Below are 20156 nucleotides of genomic sequence, written 5' to 3' on the forward strand. Positions count from 1 at the left end.
CGCGCTTATCATGCCCTTCACGCGCTGCCCGGGTGTAATTCAGCGGCCGGCACAGGTAACGATGCCGGCCTTTTTGTGTCAGCGCTGAATCATCGATTGGCCGCCAGCACGCGCACCGGAATCGACTTCGCGCCCGGCACCTTGCTCTCCTTCGCGTAGTGCCACAGCGGCAGCAGCGGATTGCATTCCGGGTAATAGCCGCCGATGCATCCCTGCGGCACGTCGAACGGAACGACGCTCAGCCCCTCGACACGGCGCTCGACGCCATCGTCCGCGATCGTCTCGAGGCCGATGCGGTCGCCGTGGGCGAGCCCGCGCTTCTCCATGTCGGCGGGATTCATCAGGATCACCATGCGCGAACCCTTGATGCCTCTGAAGCGGTCGTCGAGGCCATAAATGGTCGTGTTGAACTGGCTGTCGCTGCGCAGGGTCATCAAGCGCAGCGAATCGGGCTCACGCTCGGGCATGTCCGGATCTTCGCCGATCAAAGTCGGCACCATGAATTCGGCCTTGCCGCTCCTGGTCTTCCACTTGCGTTCGCGCGCGGGCAGCGGCCGTATCACGCCGCCAGGTGTCCACATGCGCGCCTCGAAATCAGCGAACATCTCGGGCCACGTCTTCGCCATTTCCAGCCGTACGCGCGAATAGTCGTCGCGCCATGCATCCCAGTCGACGCTCGAGCGCTCGCCGAGCGTCGCCTTAGCGATGCCCGCGACGATGAACGGCTCCGAGCGGATCGTCGGCGCGGCCGGTTCGACCATGCCATGCGAGCCATGAAAGTGCGCCGTGCTGTCTTCCATCGACACCGCTTGCGCGCCGCCCGCCTGCCGGTCGATCTCGATGCGGCTCAGACACGGCAGCAGGTACGAGCGCTGGCCGTGCACCAGGTGGCTGCGATTGAGCTTGGTCGCCACATTGACCGTCAGCCCGAGCGCGGCCCACGCCGGTTCGGTGCGCACCCGGTCGGGCACCGAGCGCACGAGGTTGCCGCCGAGGTTGATCATCGCGTTGACCTTGCCATCGAGCATCGCCTCGAAGGCCTCGACGATGTTCATGCCTTTCTCGCGCGGCGGCTCGAATGAAAACTGTTTGGCGAGCTGATCGAGCGGCGCGAGTTCCGGCTTTTCGGTGATGCCGACCGTGCGCTGACCCTGCACGTTCGAATGACCGCGCACCGGCGACGGCCCCGCGCCGGGCTTGCCGACATTGCCGCGCAGCAGCAGCAGATTGCACAGCATGCGCACGTTCTGCACACCCATCCGATGCTGCGTGAGACCCATGCCATAGTGGATCATCACCGCGTTCGCCTTCATGTATTCGTCGGCGGCCGCTTCGAGCGCGGCGCGCGGCAGGCCGCTTACCCGCTCGATGTCGTCCCAGCTCGCCGCGCGCGCGTACTGCGCGAACCCCTCGTAGCCGTTCGTATGCTCGCGGATGAAATCGACGTCGACGACGCGCGCGCCGCCCGTGCTGACAGCGCGATCGTCCGCTTCGATCACAAGTTTGCAGATCCCGAGGATCGCGGCGGTATCGCCCCCCGTCTTCACCTGATGGTATTGGGTGCTGATCTGCGTATCGGCGGGTGTGAGCATGTCGACCGGCGACTGCGGGTTTGCGAAATGCAGCAGCCCCGGCTCGCGCAAAGGATTGAAGGTGATGATCGGCACGCCGCGTTTGCGCGCGTCCTGCAACTGATGCAGCATGCGCGGGCTATTCGTACCGACGTTCTGGCCGAAGAAGAACATCAGGTCGGTCTTCTCGAAGTCGTCGAGCGAGACTGTGCCGACGCCCACGCCGATCGCTTCCTTGAGCCCGACGCTGGTGCTCTCGTGGCACATGTTCGAGCTGTCGGGCAGATTGTTGGTGCCGTACATGCGCGCGAAAAGCTGCAACATGTACGAGGTTTCCAGCGATGCGCGGCCCGACGTGTAGAACACCACGCTGGCCGGGTCGAGCGTGCGCAGCTCGGCGCCGATCTCCTCGAATGCCTGCTGCCACGACACCGGCACGTAGCGGTCGGTAGCCGGGTCGTAGCGCAGCGGCTCGGTCAGCCGCCCCGCTTCCTCGAGATCGTGGTCATGCCACTTCGCAAGCTCGCTGACAGTGTGGACCTCGAAGAAATCCGGCGTTACGCGTTTGGCCGTCAGATCCCACGCGGTGGCTTTCGCGCCGCTTTCACAGAACTCGAAGGTATGCGGATCGGCGGGCTTCGCCCACGAGCAGCTGACGCACATGAAACCGTCGGGCTTGTTCTGATGCATCAGAACCTGGCTATCTTTCAGCGGCGCTTTTTCGCGAAGCAGGATCGTCGCGACCGCCTTGACGGAACCCCATCCACCCGATGCGTAGGGATATGCAGCGCTTTTGGCTTCATTGCTCATGAGTCCACCCGTCTGGTCAAAAATGTCACGTCATGATGGGTTAGCACGTCACGTTCCCGGCTACTGCGTCGAGGGGTACGGTGATTGCTACCCGTTCGCGAGGACGGGGAGGTGGTGGGCATGCTGACTGATCGGGATATCGTGACGCGTGCGGTATCGCCAGGAGCGTCGCCCGAGGAAACGATAGAAGGGATCGCCAGTGGCGAACCGGGCTGCTGCTACGAAGACGACGACGTCCAGGCCGTCAAGGACAGGATGGCGGACGCGCAAGTCCGCCGGATTCCGGTCGTCGATCCTTGCCACGCGCTCCGACGACGAAATTTCTTCAACGCTGGGGGCGATTTCCACGCCTTGCGAACCGGAGCGCTAAAGCGGCTATACGTGCCGTGAATTCAACAGCCAGCCATTCGACGGGTGCCGGCGTCGGCTGATCTATCCCCGGCGTACGTAGTGATCGGATACAACGTGGCGCCCGTCGATCCATGCGATCGCGAGTTCCGTCGCCTGGACGTGAGCGTCGTTCGGCTCCGCGAAATCGCCGTCGACGCCCAGCGTCCGCGTTTCGCCTGTCTGGTCGGTCACGATGGCTGACGCCCGATAGCGATCGCTGGGCCCGGGAGTGACGACTGATCGGATCAGCAAACCGCGGTACTTGGTAACGTGATCGGTTTTCATAGAGTCTCCCGGGAGAAAGTCTCGTTCACGAAGCACTGTCGTCGTCGCGCGCGTCGCGCACCTGTAGCACACCAGCCTCGATGCGCACCGGAAACACTGCGACGTCTTCGTAGGCCGGCGGAGCCAGCACCTTGCCGGTCCTGATACAAAAACGGGCGCCATGGCGAGGACACACCACTTGGTCATCCTCGACGGCACCGCCAGTCAGGATGCCGCCGTCGTGCGGACAGCAATCTTCGATTGCGTAGCAGACGCCATCGAGATTGAACACCGCAACCTGTGTGCCATCCACGTCTACGCTGCGCACCGAACCAGGCGGGAAATCCGTCATCGCCGCGACATCGACCCAGTCTGTCATGTCAAAGCATCCCCCATTGCAGACGGGCGGCTTCCGACATCCGCTCTTTCGTCCACGGCGGTTCCCACACCAGCTCGACCCGTACCGTATTGACGCCTGCCACCGAATAGACGACATCTTCGATCGTCGCCGGAAAGCTCTGCGAGACCGGACAGCCCGGCGCCGTTAGCGTCATGCGAATGGACACGCTGCCCGTATCGCCGTCGACGTCCAGACCGTACACCAGCCCCAGATCGTAGATGTTCACCGGAATTTCCGGGTCGAACACCGTACGCAGCGCGTCGATCACGCGCGAGCGCAGGTCGGGGTCACTGGGCTCCGGCCCGTCTTCCCGTTTCAGCCAGTCGAATGCGCTCATCGTGTTCACCTCGTTTCCTCCAACACATCATTCCGTCGAGATGGTGCCGCACTCGTCATGCAGCGCCGCATGAAGCGTGTGCCATGCGAGCGTCGCGCACTTCACGCGCGCCGGGAATTCGCGTACACCCGAGAACACGGCGAGCTTGCCGAGCTGCGAAGACGCGCCCGCTGGCGGCGCCGTCATCATCATGTCGTGAAACGCCCCGAAGAGCGCCTCCATTTCCGATTCCGTGCGCCCCTTAAGCGCTTCGGTCATCAGCGAGGCCGAGGCAATAGCAATCGCACAACCTACCCCCTCGAACCCAACGTCCGTCACGACGCCATCCTCGATGCGCAGATACAGCGTGATGCGGTCTCCGCACAAGGGGTTATAGCCCTCCGCCTTGTGATTCGCATCCGGCAGCCGCCGACGGTTTCTCGGTCTCCGGTAGTGGTCGAAAATCACTTCCTGGTACAGGTCGCGCAGACTGCTCATTGCCCAAATACCTCCTGCACGTGCGCCATTGCCTTGACGAGTGCCTCCACGTCGGCCCGCGTGTTGTACAACGCGAACGACGCGCGCACGGTTGCCGGCACGCCGAAGCGCTCCATGACGGGCATCGCGCAATGATGCCCGGCGCGCACCGCGACGCCGTGCTGATCGAGAATCGTACCGACGTCGTGTGCATGCACGTGGTCGAGCACGAACGACAGAATGGCTGCCTTTTCGGTTGCGGTACCGATCAGCCGCAGATGTGGCACCGCACGCATTGCATCGGTCGCATACGCGAGCAGCCCGGCCTCATGTGCGCCGATCGTTTCGGTGCCGATTGCACTCACATAGTCGAGCGCCACCGCGAGCGCGATCGCACCGCAAATGTCCGGTGTGCCCGCCTCGAACTTCCAGGGAATGGCGTTGTAGATGGTCTTGTCGAACGTCACCGAGCGGATCATGTCGCCACCGCCCTGCCACGGTTCCATCGCCTGCAGTGTGTCCGCCTTGGCGTACAGCACGCCGATTCCCGTCGGCCCATACGCCTTGTGCCCGGAGAACGCATAGAAATCGCAATCGAGCGCACGCACGTCGACACGCAGATGTGCAACCGCCTGCGCGCCGTCGATCAGCACAGGCACGTCGCGCGCGTGCGCGACCTCGATCATCCGCGCGACCGGGTTGACCGTACCGAGCGCGTTCGATACATGCGTGATCGCCACGATACGCGTACGCTCGCCGATCATCTGTCGGTAGGCATCGACATCGAGCGCGCCGCTGTCATCGATCGGCACGACCTTCAACACCGCGCCCGTCTGCTCGCATACGAGTTGCCACGGCACGATGTTCGAGTGATGTTCCATCGCGCTGATCAGGATCTCGTCGCCGGGCTTCGCGAGAGGACGCACATAACTCTGCGCAACCAGGTTGATCGCCTCCGTCGTGCCGCGCACGTAGACGATTTCCTCCGCGCGCGCCGCATTGATGAAGCGCGCAATCCGTTCGCGCGCAGCTTCGTACGCGTTCGTGGCGCGCTGCGACAACTCGTGCACGCCGCGATGTACGTTCGCATTCGTATGCTCGTAATAATCGCGCTGCGCGTCGATCACGGCCGAAGGCTTCTGGGTCGTCGCGCCGTTGTCGAGATACACCAGTGGGTTGCCGTGTATCAGCTCGCGAAGAATCGGGAAGTCGCTTCGCCAACGCGCCACCGTATCGTCGTCCGGGATCATCACAGGTTCGATCGGTTTCATACCAGTCCCCGAATGCGCTCGCCTTCCGGCGTGCGCGCGAGCAGCATTTGCGTCAGTTTGTGGCGCACCGCCTCGATGCTCACGTGCTCCACACTGCTGCGCGCAAACGCCCAGATCAGCAAAGCCCGCGCAACCCGTTCGTCGATGCCGCGTGAGCGCAGATAGAACAGCTGGTTCTCGTCAAGCTGGCCTACGGTTGCGCCATGCGTGCACTTGACGTCGTCGGCATGGATCTCCAGTTGCGGCTTCGTGTCGATCTGCGCATCGCGCGACAGCAGAAGATTGAAGTTCGACTGATGCGTGTCGGTCTTCTGCGCGTGACGATGCACGATCACGTTGCCGTTGAATACGCCATGTGACGCACCGTCGAGCACGCCGCGGTAGTGCTCGCGGCTCGATCCAGCCGGTTTCTCGTGATCGATGCGCGTGTGATGATCGACATGCTGCCTCGCGGTCGCGACATACAGCCCGTTCAGCTCGGCGCGGGCATCCACGGCCTGCAGCCGTGTGCCGATCTGCGTACGAGAGAGTGCGCCACCGAGTGCGAACGAGTGCGACGTGAAGCGGCTCGCACGCTGTTGCGAGGCATCGACATGCGCAATATGGAACGCGCTGCGTGCTTCATGGTGGACGCGGCAATGCTGCACGTCGGCCTCGTCGCCTGCCGCGATCCTGGTGACGGAATTGACCAGATACGCGTCGTCGGAGAAACCGGCAAACTGCTCGACGATCGAGCACCGCGAGCGATCATCCGCCAGCACCGTGTTGAAAGGATGTACCGCGAGACCCGCCTCGTCGGTGAGGAACAGCATGACGAGCGGCCCATCGATCGCACAGTCCGGCGGCAACAGGACCACGTAACCGTCGCTCAGAAACGCTGTGTTCAGGGCCGCGAAGCCATCGTGCGGTGCCTGGTGCTCAATGACGGCCTTCAGGCGCTCCGGTATCTCCCGGATGGCCCGCGTGAGACTGCCGACAAATGCGCCGTGCGGCAAAGACGGCATGCGCGACAGCTTCGGCATATGGCGGCCGTTGACGAACACGAGCCGACCTGCCGTCCTGTAGGGCACGAGATCGTCGACGATGCGCTCGACGTCCAGGTCGTCGCTGGGCCGCGGCGTGAAATGCCATGACCGCTTAGCGATGGTCGCCACATTCGTGTACTTCCAGTCTTCGAGCCGAGTGGTGGGAAAGCCAAGCCCTTCGAATTTTTCGAACGCCTCGCGCCTCGCGCTGCGCAACCACGGAAGTTCCGCGCCGGGCAGCGTACTCGACAGGGTCTGGAAAGCCTGATGGAGGTACTCGAGCGTCGGTTCACTCATTTGACGTCTACTCCTCGCGATCTCACGTATGACCGCCTCGTGTCAGTACGGGTGGGATGGGCCGGAATGCGGCCCGTTCGGCGCATCCTCACCGAGCCATCCATAACCCTTGCGCTCCAGTTCTAGTGCCAGCTCGCGCGTTCCGGATTTTGCAATACGCCCCTTTGAAAGCACGTGCACGCTGTCAGGCACCACGTATTCGAGCAGACGCTGGTAGTGCGTGACCAGGACGATTGCGCGGTCCGGGTGGCGCATCTGATTGACGCCTCGCGCAACCACTTGCAGCGCATCGATATCGAGGCCCGAATCGGTTTCGTCGAGAATCCCGAGGCGCGGCTCCAGCACCGCCATCTGCAGCACCTCGTTGCGCTTTTTCTCGCCCCCTGAAAACCCTTCGTTGACCGCGCGATGCAGCAGGCTTTCGTCCATCTGCATAAGCGCCATTTTCTCCTTCACCAGTTGCAGGAATTCCATTGCATCCAGTTCGGGTTCGCCGCGGTGCGTACGCTGTGCGTTCAGCGCGGCCTTCAGCAGATACACGTTGCTGACACCCGGTATTTCGACGGGGTATTGAAACGCGAGAAAAAGCCCTTCGCGTGCACGCTCCTCCGGCGCGAGCGAGAGCAGGTCACGGCCCGCATACCGCACGCTGCCACCTGTTACGCGGTAATGCTGATGGCCCGCCAGCACGTTGGCAAGCGTGCTCTTGCCCGAACCGTTCGGCCCCATGATGGCGTGCACCTCGCCCGCGTTCACACGCAGATCGACCCCGCGCAGGATCGGCTTGCCTTCTACTTCAACGCTCAGTTTGCTGATTTCTAGCATGACCGTTGTCCCTGTCAGCCCGTGCTGCCTTCAAGACTCACGCCGAGCAGCTTTTGTGCTTCGACGGCGAACTCCATGGGCAGCTCCTTGAGGACCTCCCTGCAAAAGCCGTTGACGATCATCGACACCGCTTCTTCCTCCGAAAGGCCTCGCTGTCGGCAGTAGAAGAGCTGGTCCTCGTCGATGCGCGACGTCGATGCCTCGTGCTCGACCTTCGCGGTGGGGTTTTTCACCTCGATATACGGAACCGTGAGTGCACTGCATCGATCGCCGAGGAGCAGCGAATCGCACTGCGTGTAGTTGCGCGCGTCCTCCGCCGAGCGGGCAATTTTCACTAGCCCACGATAGGCGTTCCTGCCGTGGCCGGCGGAAATGCCCTTCGACAGGATCGTGCTGCGCGTATTGCGACCCAGATGCGTCATCTTCGTGCCGGTGTCAGCCTGCTGATAATTGTTGGTGAGCGCCACCGAATAGAATTCGCCGACTGAGTTGTCGCCTTGCAGGATCACGCTCGGGTATTTCCACGTGATGGCGGAGCCTGTTTCGACCTGAGTCCACGAAATCTTCGAGTCTGCTTCACGGCAATCGCCACGCTTGGTCACGAAGTTGTAGATGCCGCCGCGCCCGTGCGCATCGCCCGGATACCAGTTCTGCACCGTCGAGTAGCGGATTTGCGCACCCTCCAGCGCGACCAGTTCCACCACGGCAGCATGCAACTGGTTCTCGTCGCGCATCGGCGCGGTACAACCCTCCAGGTAACTGACGTAGGCTCCCTTGTCCGCGATGATCAGCGTTCGCTCGAACTGTCCCGTGTTTTGCGCGTTGATGCGGAAGTACGTGGAAAGTTCGATCGGGCAACGCACGCCCGGCGGGATATAGCAGAACGAGCCGTCGCTAAAGACCGCGGAGTTCAGCGCAGCGAAAAAGTTGTCGGTATGCGGCACCACTGAGCCGAGGTATTGCCGCACCAGTTCAGGATGAGTCTGCACCGCTTCCGAAAACGGACAGAACACGATGCCTAGCGCGCCAAGCTTTTCGCGAAACGTCGTCGCGACCGACACGCTATCGAACACCGCATCCACCGCGACGCCCGCGAGCATCTCGCGCTCTTCGAGCGGAACGCCGAGTTTCTCATACGTGCGCAGCAGTTCCGGATCGACATCCTGCAGACTCTTCGGGCGATCCTTCGGACCAATCGGCGCCGAATAATACGCAATGTCCTGATAGTCGATAGGTGGGTGCTCAACCGATGCCCAATGAGGCTCGTTCATGGTCAGCCAGTGCCGGTAAGCCGAGAGGCGCCAGGCGAGCATGAAGTCGGGTTCACTCTTCTTTGCTGAAATCAGGCGGATGACATCTTCAGACACGCCGCGCGGCAACGTGTCCGACTTTACATCGGTCACGAATCCGTGGCGGTATTCGCTCCGGATCAGCTCGTCGATTCTCGATACACTTGAACTCATGCAGACCTCCGCTTTCAGCGTTGCGGCGGCCGGATCGCGCGCTTGGGGCGATCCCGGAAGTGTGCTTAGCGGCTTGCCGGCTGTCCTGATCGCTGCAATCGCGTCAAACAGCGTGATCCGTCTGGCGACTGCCGTAGCCAATAGTGGATACGAGTGCTTCGGCGAGTCGGCCAGTACTCTGCACGGTGTCCGGATCGCGTGCCAGGGTGATCGCGGTCACCGTGACATGGTCGGCAAGCTTGCTCATGCGCAACATGATTGAGCCTCCGCGAACCGTACCTGTTTGGTCTGGTTTCATATCCAACCCTAGCACCCCGTCGCCGCTGATAAAAGAAAGACATCACTGCGGGTGTACGTTCTCGCTGCTGTCGCCAATTCGGCCTTGTCGCAGCTTGCGCCGAGGTATGAGGATTGCTGAGCTTGAACTCTCGCGAAGGTGTCATAGACTCAACGAGCTGTCCATCGGCTCGACCGCAGGCGGTGTGACGCATCTGCGCCCAGCTGGAGGAGCAAACCACCCTTTCAAGGTCCACTTACAGGAGACGGAACCATGGCCCAGCTCGTCGCGCTTTACAAGAAACCAATCGATACCAAGGCGTTCGATGACTATTACGCGTCGACCCACGCGCCACTGGCGAAGACCTTGCCGGGCCTGAAAAGTTACGAGATCAGTGCGGGGCCGGTGGTGTTGGCGCAAGGCGACTCGCCTTACCATCTCGTCGCCATGCTTCGTTTCGACTCGGTCGACGCCATCAAGTCGGCCTTTGACTCCCCCGCGGGACAGGCGACTGCGGCGGATCTCGGCAACTTCGCGCAGGCAGGTGTAGATCTTCTGATCTTTGACACCAGAGAAGCGTAGTGCGCGCGACCCTGGCGTAGTCGAATGCCGGTGCCCGGACCGGATCACGCGTCGAGGCGAACTACCGTGAACAACGTTCCAAAGCAGCTACTGCTCTCTGGGTCGCTTCGACGATTTCCACGCACTCTGCGTGATAACGGGTGTGCTCGATCGTCGAACACTCACCGGCGCGGTTCACTTGCGCAAGATCGGCGCGAGCTTTTTCCAGCGCTGCCGACGGTGACCCATTGTCCGCAATCAGCTTCGCCAGATCGAAGACGGTGCCGGAAGACAGTTCCACGTATGCCGGGCAAGCCGCGCTGGCGGCGCCGCTGTACATCGAGAACCCCGCAATAGCGGATACGACGAGTCGTGCGACGCTTTTAGTCAAATTACTCATGGCAACATCCTGTTTGCCCCCTACCCGGGCCCAAGCCGATTCGTGTGTTGTTTGTATAACTCCAGCGTCCACGAAACGGCCCGCAAAAATAGCCCTGTCAGTGCCGAAATTCCCCGCAAGCTTGCGCCTCACTTCCATCCTGGCGCTGCGTGCCTGCCGCATCCTGCATTCCCGCTCCAAGTCTATGAGATGGAAGACAGGGCGCGAACGCATCGCAAACCCGCTATCAACGGACTAAAGCTTACCCGGACACAGGGTTGTGCAGGGGAGTCGGGTCGCTGGAATGTTGCGATGACGCCCGACGGTCACGGCGTCTTCGACTGCTTCGTCCCAGATGGCGACGGGAAAGCAGTCGAAACTTGCGTCGCGATGCCGGTAGGCGGACGCGACCGGCCAGTTCACTTTTTCGCTAGCAGCCAATTCCGCGCCTCCGAACCCTGGGGAATCTACCGAATACTTCGCGCTTGCGTTGTCAGGGTGCCTGATATCAAATACGGAACTATCACGACGGACGGAAGGGCGCGTCTTTCAGGACGCGCTTAATTTTAACCATAGTATCAGCCTACCTGATATTGGGTTGCCGCGTTCATGCCGCTGCGCCGGCCCGAGCGAAAGACTGAGTCGTACCCAAGATCCACAACCGCAGTTCAACACAAAAAACAAACAACAGGTCCGGAGATATCACCATGCAATTGAAGTCGACTCACGTCCTCATGTTCGGTGCGCTCTGCGCGATGAGCGCAGGAGCCCTGGCGCAATCGAGCGTCACGTTGTACGGCATCGTTGACACAGGGATCGAGTATGTCTCGCACGCCAACGCGAACGGCGACAGTGTCGTTCGCATGCCGTCCGTTACCGGAGAGTTCCCGTCGCGCTGGGGGCTGCGTGGCAACGAAGATCTAGGCGGCGGCTACAGCGCTGTCTTCACACTCGAAAGCGGCTTCAACATGCGCGATGGCAGTTCTGGACAGGGCGGCCGTCTGTTTGGACGCCAGGCGTTCATCGGCGTGAAGAGCCCGTATGGGACGCTCGCGTTCGGCCGTCAGTACACGATGACCTATCTCGCGATTCAGGGCGCCGACATCATCGGTCCGGACATTTACGGCATGGGCTCGCTGGATGCCTATGTGCCCAACGCGCGCACCGACAACTCGATCACCTATCTCGGCTCGTACAAAGGCTTTACGTTGGGCGTGGGTTATTCATTCGGACGGGACGCGGCGGGTACCGGCAACTCGCCGGGACAAGGAACCTGTACCGGCTCCGTTCCGGGCCATGCCACGGAATGCCGCGACTGGTCCGCAATGCTCAAGTACGACTCGCAATATTTCGGCGCTGCCGCGTCGTACGAGGAGCAACGCGGCGGCGCGACCGCAGCCGCCAACTTCTTCGACGGTGTTGCGCCAATACCTCTGATCAACGCCGCGGACAAGGACGCCCGGACGCAACTGAGCGCCTATGCGCAGTACGCAGGCGCGAAGATCGGCGCAGGCTGGATTGGACGCCGCGTAGTGACCCAGTCGCCGGCCGTACCCAATATCCGTTCGGACCTGTTCTTCCTCGGCGCTTCGTACATGGTCACGCCTGCATTCCTGCTCGATGGCGAAGTGTTTCGCATCATCAATAGCGACCACGATACTCGCGCAACGATGGGAACGTTACGCACCACCTATCTGCTGAGCAAGCGTTCGTCGGTCTACGCGCAGGCTGCGTATCTGGCGAATAGTGCGAAGGCGCGCTATTCGGTCAGTGGCGGCGGTAGCGGGACCACGCCGGGCGCGGGCATGGGTCAAACGGGCGTGATGGTCGGCATCAAACACATGTTCTGATACGGGTCGAAAATGAAACGAACTTCAATTGCTGTGTGCGTATCGGCCGTGTCCGCGATGCTGACGGCTTGCGGCGGCGGTTCCGACTCTCTATCCACCAGTGCGACGCAATTGCCTCGGCTCTCCGCCGCACAACCCGCGACGCTGTCGGGAGACTGCGCCGCGCTCGCCGCCAGGTTGACGTTTGCCAACGCGACCTTCACCTCCGTCACCGACGTGCCGGCCGGAACGCTCACGGTGGCGGCAAAGTCCGTCCCCGAACATTGCGTGATCGAAGGGAAAATGAATCAACGCACGAGCGCCGTTGACGGCCAGACTTATGCGATCGGTTTTGAAATGCGGCTGCCAATCGCGTGGAATGGCCGCTTTTTCTATCAGGCCAACGGTGGTCTCGACGGCAATGTGACGCCGGCGACGGGGGTGCTCAGTGGCGGGGGCCCGCTGAACAACGCGCTGAACATGGGTTTCGCCGTGATCAGTTCGGATGCAGGTCATTCCGGGTCGCAAAACCCGTTGTTCGGTCTCGATCCCCAGGCGCGTCTCGACTATGGCTATAACGCCGTCGCTACGCTCACGCCGATGGCCAAGCAGGTAATCAGGTTGGCCTATGGCAAGGGCCCCGACCGCAGCTACTTCGAAGGCTGCTCGAACGGCGGCCGTCATGCGATGGTGGCCGCAGCCAGGTCTTTCGCGGATTACGACGGCATCATTGCCGGTGACCCCGGCTTTCATTTACCCAAGGCGGCAATCGGAGAGTTGTGGAGCGCGCAACAGCTCGCTACCGTCGCGACCGCGACGACCTCGTCGGGCATTGCCGATATCACCACCGGCTTGACGACCACTGAAAGGCAACTGATCGCATCGAAGATCATCGCGAAGTGTGATGCGCTCGATGGCGTGGCGGACGGAATGGTCCAGGACATCAAAGCGTGCCAGGCAAACTTCAATCTGGCCACTGACGTACCGACGTGTTCGGGCAATGCGCGCGACGGCACCTGTCTTACGGCGGCTCAAAAGCAGGCCGTTGGAAATATTTTCTCTGGGGCGAAAAACAGCGCCGGGACGGCGCTCTATGCGAGCTTTCCGTACGACGTAGGTATCAACGGATCAGGCTGGGCCGCGTGGAAGCAAGGCAATTCCATCAGCCTCGATCCGGCCGCGGCAGCCTTCGTGTTTACGTCGCCGCCGCAAAGCGCTTCGGTCCTGGGTTCGATGGGCACCTACGGTCTGAACTTCAGCATGGACAATGATGCGCCGAAGATCTTCGCCACGAGCGGGGTCTATTCCGAGTCTTCGTGGTCATTCATGACCCCGCCGAACGAGACCGATCTGAGCGGTCTGAGGAGCCGGGGCGCGAAATTGATCGTCTATCATGGAACGAGCGATCCGGTGTTCTCGTCGAACGATACGACCGACTGGTATCAGCGCCTCTCGACGGCTAGTGGCGGAGACGCAAGCAATTTCGCGCGGCTCTTTACGGTAGCAGGGATGAACCACTGCAGCGGCGGTCCGACGGCGGATCAGTTCGACATGCTGACGCCCATGGTGGCATGGGTCGAGCAAGGGCAAGCCCCGAACCGGGTCATCGCGACGGCTCGCGACACCAGCAACGCGATTCCGAATGCCGAAGTGCCAGCTAGCTGGGGTGCCGGGCGCACGCGTCCGCTCTGCGCGTATCCGAAGGTGGCCCGCTACACCAGCGGCGACGCGAACTCGGCAAGCAGTTTCACTTGTAGCTAATGTATTGACCGTGCGGGGGCGCAGTCGGCTCCGGCCGATGCGTCGTCTCGTCCGTGCGGAACGCGCCATGCTGCTCCTCGCACATACCTCTGTCCGCGATCATCGGGCGTGCGTTTGCGCGCCCGCACCGGAGCGCTGCCATGAAAACGCGCGAGTACAAGATCGGTTCGCCGTGGTATCAGGCCATCGGCGCGACGCTACGCCGGGCCGTCCCATCCGGGCTGCTGTCCGGCTGTCTGTCGGCGGCGACGGCCTCGGCGGCATCCACTGACGCATCGGGCAGCCCGCTCGCACCGATCAATGCGGTCACCCACTGCATGTGGCCGCAACGCGCGCTGCGCGAACGCGGCTTCAGCATCCGCCATACGGTGACCGGCTTCGCGATCCATCAGGCGGCCGCCATCTTCTGGGCAATGCTGTTCGAGCAACTCGTTGACCGGATGGCCGGCCCTGTGCCGTCACGACGGCCGGGCGCCGCCGCGCTAGCCGCCGCCGCCACCGTGGCAAGCGCGTATGTGGTCGACTACAAGGTGGTGCCCAACCGGCTCACGCCTGGATTCGAGGCGCACCTGTCGCGTCGCTCGCTCGGCAACGTCTACCTGGTGCTCGGCGCCGGCCTGCTCGCGGCCGCGCTGCTGCGGCGACCGGATCGATGAAGACTGCGCGCGCAAAAAAAGCGACCAGCCTTTGACCGGCATGGTCGCTGCAAGCGCATTTGAGAACGCTGTCCCCACGAGTCCAAGCGGAGGACAAGTCCAGTATAGGAAACACGTCCGACCCGCAGGCTGTCCGTAAGCCCTGCGCCGCGGACAGTTGTCTCCGCGAAACGCGTCTCGCACTATCGTCACGCCATCTGCTCCGCCGGCACCGCCACCGACCGGCCCGCGAGCCGTTCGAATTCGTCGACGTCGTGGCTGCAAAAAATCCTCAATCCGGGACTCGCACGCTTCGCCAGATCGCGCAGTCGGCGCTGGTTGTACAGCCGTGCCGCGCGGTCCTTTTCGAGCATCCACTGATAGAAGCGTAAGCCGGGCGCGCAATGCGGACGCACCGGGTCGAGCTCGGCGTTGTCGAAATAGGCGTCGCCCGCGAGCAGCAACCAGCCGCCGCCGTCGCCGTTCACCGCGACGCCCGCGTGACCATAGGTATGGCCTCGCAACGGCACGAGTGCGATCTCGCTCGCGAGCTCCTCGATCGGATGCACCTTCGCGAAGCCTTCCCAGCGCTCCGTGTACTGCGGCGAATGCACGCGCCACATGTTCTGATACGACCACTGCTGCGGCCTGAAGCGCTGCCGGTCGAGCCAGGTCTTTTGCTGTGCCGCGTACTGACGCTCGCTCGCGAGCATGTGCACCGTTGCGTGCGGAAAGTCGTCGAGACCGCCTGCGTGGTCGAAATCGAGGTGCGTCATCACGATGTGCCGCACGTCGGCCGGGTCGAAACCGAGCCGCTCGATCTGCCTGATCGCCGTCATTTCATTCCGGAACTCGGGCTTCAGCAGCCTCAGAAAGAATTTGCCGAGGCGCGAATACGGATCGGCGACATCGCGCAGACCGAAACCGGTATCGACGAGCACGAGCCCCGCCGGACTTTCGACGAGCAGACAATGGCAGGCCAGATGCCCGCGGCGGATCAACGATTCGGGTTGCCCGTTGAACAGCATGCCGCACAACGGGCAGGTCGAAATGCAGTTCAGATGGTGCACTTTCATGCCGCACTCCCCGTCTCGGTGACTGCATTCCTGCTTGTCGTTTCCGTGGCAGCCGTCGCGCGGCACTTTCGGTATGCGTCATTCAGCGAACAGATCCGGCCCGAACACCTCGTAGTGAATTTTCGACTCGTGAATGTCCAGGTTTTTCAATGCGTCGTGCTGCAGCCGCATGAAAGGAACCGGACCGCAGATGTAGTAGTCGGCGTCGGGCAACAGGATCTCGTCGCGCAGGTTGCTCAGGTCGATGAAACCGGCGTTGTCGTAGTCGCGGCCCTGCACGTCGGTATCGAGCGGCGCGTCGTAGAACACGATCGCGCGGAAGTTCGGCTGGGTGGCGGCGGTCTGCTGCAGACGGTCGCGCATCGCGTGCACCGCGCCGTTGCGTGCACCATGAATGAACACCACGCGCCGCTGCGGGTCCTGAATCGCGCGCTTCAACATGCTGACCATCGGCGTCAGACCGACGCCGCCGCTGATCAGTACGATCGGCGTCTTCGCATGGACATCGATGTAGAACGTACCGTACGGCGCCGCCAGCTTCACCTCGTCGCCGACGTTCACGCGATCGTGCAGCAGCGACGACACATAGCCGGCCGGCCGCCCGGCCTCGCCGTTCTCGCGCTTGACCGAGATCCGATAGCTATGGCCGTTCGGCACGTCGGACAGGCTGTATTGCCGGATCTGCTGCAGGCCGAGCGCGGGCACGTCGAGCGCGATACCGATGTACTGTCCCGGCTCGAAGTTGGCGACCGGCTGTCCATCCTTCGGTTCGAGGATGAACGACGTGATCACGCTGCTCTCGGGCCGCTTCTCCTTGACGACGAAGGTGCGCCATCCGGTCCAGCCGCCTAGCTGCGCCGCGCGGGTTTCGCGCAATTCGGACTCCATGCCCATCAGCACGTCCGCGAGATTGCCGTATGCCTGCGCCCACGCGGAGATGATGTCGTCGGTCGCGGCGTCGCCGAGCACGTCCTTGATCGCGCCGAGCAGATGTTCGCCGACGATCGGATAGTGCTGCGCTTTCACGTCGAGGCTCGCGTGCTTGTTGGCGATATTGCGCAGCACCGCGGCGAGACTGCTGGGGTCCTCGATGTTCTCGGCATACGCGTACACCGCGCGCGCAAGCGCTTCCTGCTGCTGCCCCTGCTCCTGATGCGCCATGTTGAAAACGTTTTTCAGTTCGGGATGCGCTTCGAAGAGCCGTCTATAGAAACGTTGAATGATCGTATAGCCGTGCGCGGCCAGAACCGGGGCCGTCGCTTTTACGATGTCCCTGGTTTTCTGCGTCAGCATTTCTTTCCTCCTGCAGTAGGACGACTGGTTACCTCGCTCGTGCGCGCAGCTCGAAAAAGTGTCGATGCCGCAGCGCGGGCATTTGAGTCGAGTGCCTCGCTCACATGCAAGTTCCAGGGGCATTCGCCCGCTGCTTCAAGCCCATCCAGGCGACCATGCTGCTCCAACCGATGCCGGCTGTCCATATGCCGAAGGCCACGGACATGCCGATGACGATAGCGCGCGGCATGAGATAGGCGCCATCGGCCACCGCGCACGCCATCGCGGGCCGGCCAACGGCGCGCTGCGAGCCGGCCAGGAATGCGGCATGCGAGGCGATCCACGCGCCGCTCGCGACGAACGGCGCTCCGCATGCGTGGCACGGCGGATGGAAGACCCAAGTACCAACTCCAATGGAGGTCACGATGTTCATGCACAACAAACGGCTGCAATACACGGTTCGCGTCGGCACGACCAATCCCGGGCTCGCGAATCTGATGCTGGAGCAGTTCGGCGGTCCGCAAGGCGAACTGGCCGCCGCGATGCGCTACTTCACCCAGGCCGTTGCGGAAGAAGACCCCGGGCGCAAGGACATGCTGTTCGATATCGCCACCGAAGAGCTGAGCCATCTCGAGATCATCGGCTCGATCGTCGCGATGTTGAATCGCGGCGCGAAAGGGGAACTCGCCGAAGCGGTCGAGCAGCACGCCGAGCTTTATCGCAAGCTCAACGGCGCGGGCAACGACAGTCACCTGACCCAGGTGCTATACGGCGGCGGACCGCCGCTGACGAACTCCGGCGGCGTCCCGTGGAGTGCCGCGTACATCGACACGATCGGCGAGCCGACCGCGGACCTGCGCTCGAACATCGCGGCCGAAGCGCGCGCCAAGATCATCTATGAACGGCTGATCAACGTCACCGACGATGCCGGCGTGCGCGAGGCGCTCGGCTTTCTGATGACCCGCGAAGTCGCGCATCAGAAGTCGTTCGAGAAGGCGCTGTATGCGATCACGCCGAGTTTCCCGCCGGGCAAGCTGCCGCCGAGACAGGAATTCGCGAGCGTCTACTACAAGATGTCGCACGACGGAGCGGTGATCAACACACCGTGGAACAGCGGCACCGGTCTCACGATACAGACGGGTGAACCCGCGGTGGATGGCGGCGACGGCAGTGCGTCGGTGGGCCTCGAAGCGCAACAGGAAACCGCGGTCACCGCGATGGCCACGCGTCTGCGATCCGACCCGTCGAGCGATCCGACGACCGGTGCCGAAATAGGCAGCGAAGTCCCGCGCAACCAATGAGGTCGGCTGATCGCTGGAAGGCGCTGCCGCGTGTTTCGTCGATGCGCGCAGCGCCGCGTCGCGGTTGGGATCGCGCCTCGCGGAGTTTTGCCACTCCCGCGCATCGACGGCGCGAGGGCAGGCTCGTCGGACGTCAGGCATTTCCCCACCTTCTTCAACCGTCATTCACATTGAATAACGCCACGCGGAGTCGGTCGCGAATGGGCGCATTCGAATTCGCGCAAAGGCGTTGGCGCACCTCGCGGCGCGGCTGTCCACAATGTCAGCGTTTCGGACACGCGCCTCGATGCACTTTTTTGCGGACGCCAGCGTATGCTGTTTCCGGCGTTTTACGACACGTCGACAGGCCGGTACGACTTACTGCCGACAGCGTCAAAACCGTCCGTTCCGTGAAAAATTGACCGCTCCAAGAAGGATCATGCTGAGCCCTCATGAATTTGCGGTGTCGATGCTGGTGAAGGCATCGCCGGAGTGCACCGATATAGAGCGCGAAGAATTCAACGCGGTGCTCGAGCGCCAACTGGTCGCTGATGCGAAAACGTTGAGGCGGTACAGGCCCCTGGAGCGAGCGACGCGGTATGGTCGAAACGCTGACTCACGACAACGACTAACAACAAATCGGAGAGAACCTGTGCCTGCCGCGCGCAACTATAACGACGCTGCCAACGAACTGAAGCACATCAGCACGATGGTGCAGCGCCTTGAACAACTCGTTCAACGCGACCGCGTCGACTGGCAGGGCACGGTAGTTGCGACGCCCGCTTACTGGCGCGCGCGCATCGAGGCCAATGCCGAACTGCCGCCGGCGCTGCAACCGCAAGCGCGCCTGCTGCTCGCGCGGCTCGCTACCCTCGAAGCACGCAGCGAGCGCCGTGGCCGTCGCGCATGATCGTCGCGCACCGGCGCGATCACACACTTACGCGACGAAGGACATGATGATGATGCGGACCTACGAATACCACGGGTTCACGATCGAGGTGACCGTCGAGGCGGATTTCACGTTGCGCCCCGCCGGGCGCGCGGCGGTACGCACGCGCTATGCGGCGGTGGTTCACATCTATCAGGCGGGTGCCGCGGTTGCCACGTTCTCGCCGCTGCGCTTCGACATTGCCGGCGGACGGCCGTTCGACACCGAAGCCGATGCGTTGATGGGCGGATATAGCTCGGCGCGCCGAATCGTCGACGACCTGTTCGCCCGTGCGGCGGATGCCGCGGACTCCGCGTTGAGCGCCCTCTCGAACAGCAAAGAACTCCGCTAGCGAGGCGCCGGCATCCGATTGACTGGTTTGTCGGGCATCGGGAATGGCGCATGCGGTATCCGCGAGCACCCTTTCAGTGGAGAAACGCCATGTCCAATGACGCCTCATCGTTGTCGCCGTCGATTACGTCGATGATCCGCCTCGACCATATGCACGTGCTCGCCGCTTCGCACCGATACCACGCGTCCACGCCATGGTGGCGAAAACGCGCGATCGTCAACGGCGTATGCGATGCGCTTGAAATCCACGCGCAACTGGAGGAAGAAATTTTCTACCCGGCGCTAGACCGCGCGATGGGCAACGACGAGACATTGACGAAAAGTCGTTCCGAGCACGACGAGATGCGCGCGACGATCGCGAAGCTGCGCGCAATGGGCCCCGAAAACGCCGCCTACGACGGGCTGTTTCTTCAACTGATCCGCGAAGTCGCCCATCACGTCGCCGACGAGGAAACCATCCTGCTGCCCGACGCCGAGCGCGTGCTGAAAAACGAACTGCAGTCGCTCGGCGCCGCGATGACGCGCCGCCGGATGCAGTTGCTCGGAGAGCGTCCGATGAACATTGCGATGAATGCGGCGGGCACGTTTCCGATCGCCACGCTGCTGCTGGGATCGACCTTATTGCTCGCGTTGCGGCGCAGCCTGCCGAGGTCGCGTCGCGCGGCACGGACGCAGCGTCAATATGACTAGCGGATGCG

At 62.5% G+C, this 20156-nt stretch carries 23 protein-coding genes; 9 read left to right on the forward strand and 14 right to left on the reverse strand.

The features are described 5' to 3' along the window. Positions 1–89: 89 nt before the first annotated feature. Positions 90–2381 carry an FdhF/YdeP family oxidoreductase gene (locus AB3X89_RS25390; RefSeq protein ID WP_368585739.1) on the reverse strand — a complete coding sequence of 764 codons (2292 nt, stop codon included), beginning with the start codon at positions 2379–2381 and terminating at the stop codon, positions 90–92. A gap of 114 nt (positions 2382–2495) precedes the next feature. Here AB3X89_RS25390 and AB3X89_RS25395 point away from each other — a divergent pair, with 114 nt between their 5' ends. Beyond that, on the forward strand, positions 2496–2771 hold the full coding sequence (locus tag AB3X89_RS25395; protein WP_368585775.1) for a CBS domain-containing protein: 276 nt from the start codon (positions 2496–2498) through the stop codon (positions 2769–2771). 42 nt (positions 2772–2813) lie between these two features. Here the strand turns inward: AB3X89_RS25395 and AB3X89_RS25400 are convergent, their stop codons facing one another. The 9 genes from AB3X89_RS25400 to AB3X89_RS25440 all read right to left on the reverse strand — a co-directional run bounded on the left by AB3X89_RS25400 (position 2814) and on the right by AB3X89_RS25440 (position 9365). Further along, entirely contained in the window at positions 2814–3056 is a 243-nt protein-coding gene (locus AB3X89_RS25400) for a hypothetical protein (protein WP_368585740.1), read from the reverse strand. A gap of 25 nt (positions 3057–3081) precedes the next feature. Further along, entirely contained in the window at positions 3082–3414 is a 333-nt protein-coding gene (locus AB3X89_RS25405; protein ID WP_368585741.1) for a Rieske (2Fe-2S) protein, read from the reverse strand. Between the two features lies 1 nt (position 3415). Then, positions 3416–3772, reverse strand: a complete 357-nt coding sequence (locus tag AB3X89_RS25410; protein WP_368585742.1) for an SUF system Fe-S cluster assembly protein — start codon at positions 3770–3772, stop codon at positions 3416–3418. A gap of 27 nt (positions 3773–3799) precedes the next feature. Continuing rightward, on the reverse strand, positions 3800–4249 hold the full coding sequence (gene sufU / locus AB3X89_RS25415) for a Fe-S cluster assembly sulfur transfer protein SufU (protein ID WP_368585743.1): 450 nt from the start codon (positions 4247–4249) through the stop codon (positions 3800–3802). Next, positions 4246–5499 carry a SufS family cysteine desulfurase gene (locus tag AB3X89_RS25420; protein ID WP_368585744.1) on the reverse strand — a complete coding sequence of 418 codons (1254 nt, stop codon included), beginning with the start codon at positions 5497–5499 and terminating at the stop codon, positions 4246–4248. The genes sufU and AB3X89_RS25420 overlap by 4 nt, the downstream gene beginning before the upstream one ends. Continuing rightward, positions 5496–6821 carry a Fe-S cluster assembly protein SufD gene (gene sufD, locus AB3X89_RS25425; RefSeq protein WP_368585745.1) on the reverse strand — a complete coding sequence of 442 codons (1326 nt, stop codon included), beginning with the start codon at positions 6819–6821 and terminating at the stop codon, positions 5496–5498. Before sufD ends, AB3X89_RS25420 begins: the two co-directional genes overlap by 4 nt. 42 nt (positions 6822–6863) lie before the next feature. Further along, positions 6864–7646 carry a Fe-S cluster assembly ATPase SufC gene (gene sufC / locus AB3X89_RS25430; protein WP_368585746.1) on the reverse strand — a complete coding sequence of 261 codons (783 nt, stop codon included), beginning with the start codon at positions 7644–7646 and terminating at the stop codon, positions 6864–6866. Between the two features lie 14 nt (positions 7647–7660). Then, positions 7661–9109 (reverse strand): Fe-S cluster assembly protein SufB, encoded by a 1449-nt coding sequence (gene sufB / locus AB3X89_RS25435; RefSeq protein ID WP_368585747.1) that lies wholly within the window; start codon positions 9107–9109, stop codon positions 7661–7663. A 103-nt stretch (positions 9110–9212) separates the two neighbouring features. Next, on the reverse strand, positions 9213–9365 hold the full coding sequence (locus AB3X89_RS25440; RefSeq protein ID WP_368585748.1) for a hypothetical protein: 153 nt from the start codon (positions 9363–9365) through the stop codon (positions 9213–9215). A gap of 294 nt (positions 9366–9659) precedes the next feature. On the opposite strand from AB3X89_RS25440, the gene AB3X89_RS25445 reads away from it, so the two are divergent. Next, the gene (locus AB3X89_RS25445) at positions 9660–9968 is read left to right on the forward strand and encodes an EthD family reductase (protein WP_368585749.1); all 309 of its coding nucleotides are present in this window, start codon (positions 9660–9662) and stop codon (positions 9966–9968) included. A gap of 61 nt (positions 9969–10029) precedes the next feature. On the opposite strand, the gene AB3X89_RS25450 is transcribed toward AB3X89_RS25445, so the two are convergent. After that, entirely contained in the window at positions 10030–10347 is a 318-nt protein-coding gene (locus AB3X89_RS25450) for a hypothetical protein (RefSeq protein WP_368585750.1), read from the reverse strand. A 686-nt stretch (positions 10348–11033) separates the two neighbouring features. Here AB3X89_RS25450 and AB3X89_RS25455 point away from each other — a divergent pair. The 3 genes from AB3X89_RS25455 to AB3X89_RS25465 all read left to right on the forward strand — a co-directional run bounded on the left by AB3X89_RS25455 (position 11034) and on the right by AB3X89_RS25465 (position 14572). After that, positions 11034–12176 carry a porin gene (locus AB3X89_RS25455; RefSeq protein ID WP_368585751.1) on the forward strand — a complete coding sequence of 381 codons (1143 nt, stop codon included), beginning with the start codon at positions 11034–11036 and terminating at the stop codon, positions 12174–12176. A gap of 12 nt (positions 12177–12188) precedes the next feature. Further along, on the forward strand, positions 12189–13916 hold the full coding sequence (locus AB3X89_RS25460) for a tannase/feruloyl esterase family alpha/beta hydrolase (RefSeq protein ID WP_368585752.1): 1728 nt from the start codon (positions 12189–12191) through the stop codon (positions 13914–13916). A 140-nt stretch (positions 13917–14056) separates the two neighbouring features. Beyond that, positions 14057–14572: a hypothetical protein gene (locus tag AB3X89_RS25465; RefSeq protein WP_368585753.1), complete on the forward strand. Its 516-nt coding sequence runs from the start codon at positions 14057–14059 to the stop codon at positions 14570–14572. A gap of 188 nt (positions 14573–14760) precedes the next feature. On the opposite strand, the gene AB3X89_RS25470 is transcribed toward AB3X89_RS25465, so the two are convergent. From AB3X89_RS25470 to AB3X89_RS25480, 3 genes are all read right to left on the reverse strand, one after another. Next, a complete protein-coding gene (locus tag AB3X89_RS25470; protein ID WP_368585754.1) occupies positions 14761–15627 on the reverse strand; it encodes an MBL fold metallo-hydrolase in 867 nt (288 codons plus the stop codon). Between the two features lie 78 nt (positions 15628–15705). Next, positions 15706–16920 carry an NO-inducible flavohemoprotein gene (hmpA, locus tag AB3X89_RS25475; RefSeq protein WP_368585755.1) on the reverse strand — a complete coding sequence of 405 codons (1215 nt, stop codon included), beginning with the start codon at positions 16918–16920 and terminating at the stop codon, positions 15706–15708. A 100-nt stretch (positions 16921–17020) separates the two neighbouring features. Continuing rightward, a complete protein-coding gene (locus tag AB3X89_RS25480) occupies positions 17021–17332 on the reverse strand; it encodes a hypothetical protein (protein WP_368585756.1) in 312 nt (103 codons plus the stop codon). Here AB3X89_RS25480 and AB3X89_RS25485 point away from each other — a divergent pair. The 4 genes from AB3X89_RS25485 (at position 17325) to AB3X89_RS25500 (ending at position 20148) form a co-directional block, all read left to right on the forward strand. Continuing rightward, positions 17325–18200, forward strand: a complete 876-nt coding sequence (locus tag AB3X89_RS25485; protein WP_368585757.1) for a manganese catalase family protein — start codon at positions 17325–17327, stop codon at positions 18198–18200. The two genes, AB3X89_RS25480 and AB3X89_RS25485, sit on opposite strands and share 8 nt — an antisense overlap. Before the next feature lie 631 nt (positions 18201–18831). Beyond that, the gene (locus AB3X89_RS25490; RefSeq protein ID WP_368585776.1) at positions 18832–19089 is read left to right on the forward strand and encodes a hypothetical protein; all 258 of its coding nucleotides are present in this window, start codon (positions 18832–18834) and stop codon (positions 19087–19089) included. 43 nt (positions 19090–19132) lie between these two features. Continuing rightward, entirely contained in the window at positions 19133–19459 is a 327-nt protein-coding gene (locus AB3X89_RS25495) for a hypothetical protein (protein WP_368585758.1), read from the forward strand. 89 nt (positions 19460–19548) lie between these two features. Next, positions 19549–20148: a hemerythrin domain-containing protein gene (locus AB3X89_RS25500; RefSeq protein WP_368585759.1), complete on the forward strand. Its 600-nt coding sequence runs from the start codon at positions 19549–19551 to the stop codon at positions 20146–20148. The last annotated feature ends 8 nt before the right edge of the window (positions 20149–20156 follow it).

The sequence above is a fragment of the Paraburkholderia sp. BR14320 genome (genome assembly GCF_040948665.1).
GTDB classification, from domain to species: Bacteria; Pseudomonadota; Gammaproteobacteria; order Burkholderiales; family Burkholderiaceae; genus Paraburkholderia; species Paraburkholderia youngii.

What these genes read in the sequence shown, in the direction of transcription:
- AB3X89_RS25390 (WP_368585739.1), bottom strand. Translation starts at nt 2,381, where the DNA reads ATGAGCAATGAAGCCAAAAGCGCTGCATATCCCTACGCATCGGGTGGA.
- AB3X89_RS25400 (WP_368585740.1), bottom strand. Translation starts at nt 3,056, where the DNA reads ATGAAAACCGATCACGTTACCAAGTACCGCGGTTTGCTGATCCGATCA.
- AB3X89_RS25405 (WP_368585741.1), bottom strand. Translation starts at nt 3,414, where the DNA reads ATGACAGACTGGGTCGATGTCGCGGCGATGACGGATTTCCCGCCTGGT.
- AB3X89_RS25410 (WP_368585742.1), bottom strand. Translation starts at nt 3,772, where the DNA reads ATGAGCGCATTCGACTGGCTGAAACGGGAAGACGGGCCGGAGCCCAGT.
- sufU (WP_368585743.1), bottom strand. Translation starts at nt 4,249, where the DNA reads ATGAGCAGTCTGCGCGACCTGTACCAGGAAGTGATTTTCGACCACTAC.
- AB3X89_RS25420 (WP_368585744.1), bottom strand. Translation starts at nt 5,499, where the DNA reads ATGAAACCGATCGAACCTGTGATGATCCCGGACGACGATACGGTGGCG.
- sufD (WP_368585745.1), bottom strand. Translation starts at nt 6,821, where the DNA reads ATGAGTGAACCGACGCTCGAGTACCTCCATCAGGCTTTCCAGACCCTG.
- sufC (WP_368585746.1), bottom strand. Translation starts at nt 7,646, where the DNA reads ATGCTAGAAATCAGCAAACTGAGCGTTGAAGTAGAAGGCAAGCCGATC.
- sufB (WP_368585747.1), bottom strand. Translation starts at nt 9,109, where the DNA reads ATGAGTTCAAGTGTATCGAGAATCGACGAGCTGATCCGGAGCGAATAC.
- AB3X89_RS25440 (WP_368585748.1), bottom strand. Translation starts at nt 9,365, where the DNA reads ATGTTGCGCATGAGCAAGCTTGCCGACCATGTCACGGTGACCGCGATC.
- AB3X89_RS25445 (WP_368585749.1), top strand. Translation starts at nt 9,660, where the DNA reads ATGGCCCAGCTCGTCGCGCTTTACAAGAAACCAATCGATACCAAGGCG.
- AB3X89_RS25450 (WP_368585750.1), bottom strand. Translation starts at nt 10,347, where the DNA reads ATGAGTAATTTGACTAAAAGCGTCGCACGACTCGTCGTATCCGCTATT.
- AB3X89_RS25455 (WP_368585751.1), top strand. Translation starts at nt 11,034, where the DNA reads ATGCAATTGAAGTCGACTCACGTCCTCATGTTCGGTGCGCTCTGCGCG.
- AB3X89_RS25460 (WP_368585752.1), top strand. Translation starts at nt 12,189, where the DNA reads ATGAAACGAACTTCAATTGCTGTGTGCGTATCGGCCGTGTCCGCGATG.
- AB3X89_RS25465 (WP_368585753.1), top strand. Translation starts at nt 14,057, where the DNA reads ATGAAAACGCGCGAGTACAAGATCGGTTCGCCGTGGTATCAGGCCATC.
- AB3X89_RS25470 (WP_368585754.1), bottom strand. Translation starts at nt 15,627, where the DNA reads ATGAAAGTGCACCATCTGAACTGCATTTCGACCTGCCCGTTGTGCGGC.
- hmpA (WP_368585755.1), bottom strand. Translation starts at nt 16,920, where the DNA reads ATGCTGACGCAGAAAACCAGGGACATCGTAAAAGCGACGGCCCCGGTT.
- AB3X89_RS25485 (WP_368585757.1), top strand. Translation starts at nt 17,325, where the DNA reads ATGTTCATGCACAACAAACGGCTGCAATACACGGTTCGCGTCGGCACG.
- AB3X89_RS25480 (WP_368585756.1), bottom strand. Translation starts at nt 17,332, where the DNA reads ATGAACATCGTGACCTCCATTGGAGTTGGTACTTGGGTCTTCCATCCG.
- AB3X89_RS25495 (WP_368585758.1), top strand. Translation starts at nt 19,133, where the DNA reads ATGATGATGATGCGGACCTACGAATACCACGGGTTCACGATCGAGGTG.
- AB3X89_RS25500 (WP_368585759.1), top strand. Translation starts at nt 19,549, where the DNA reads ATGTCCAATGACGCCTCATCGTTGTCGCCGTCGATTACGTCGATGATC.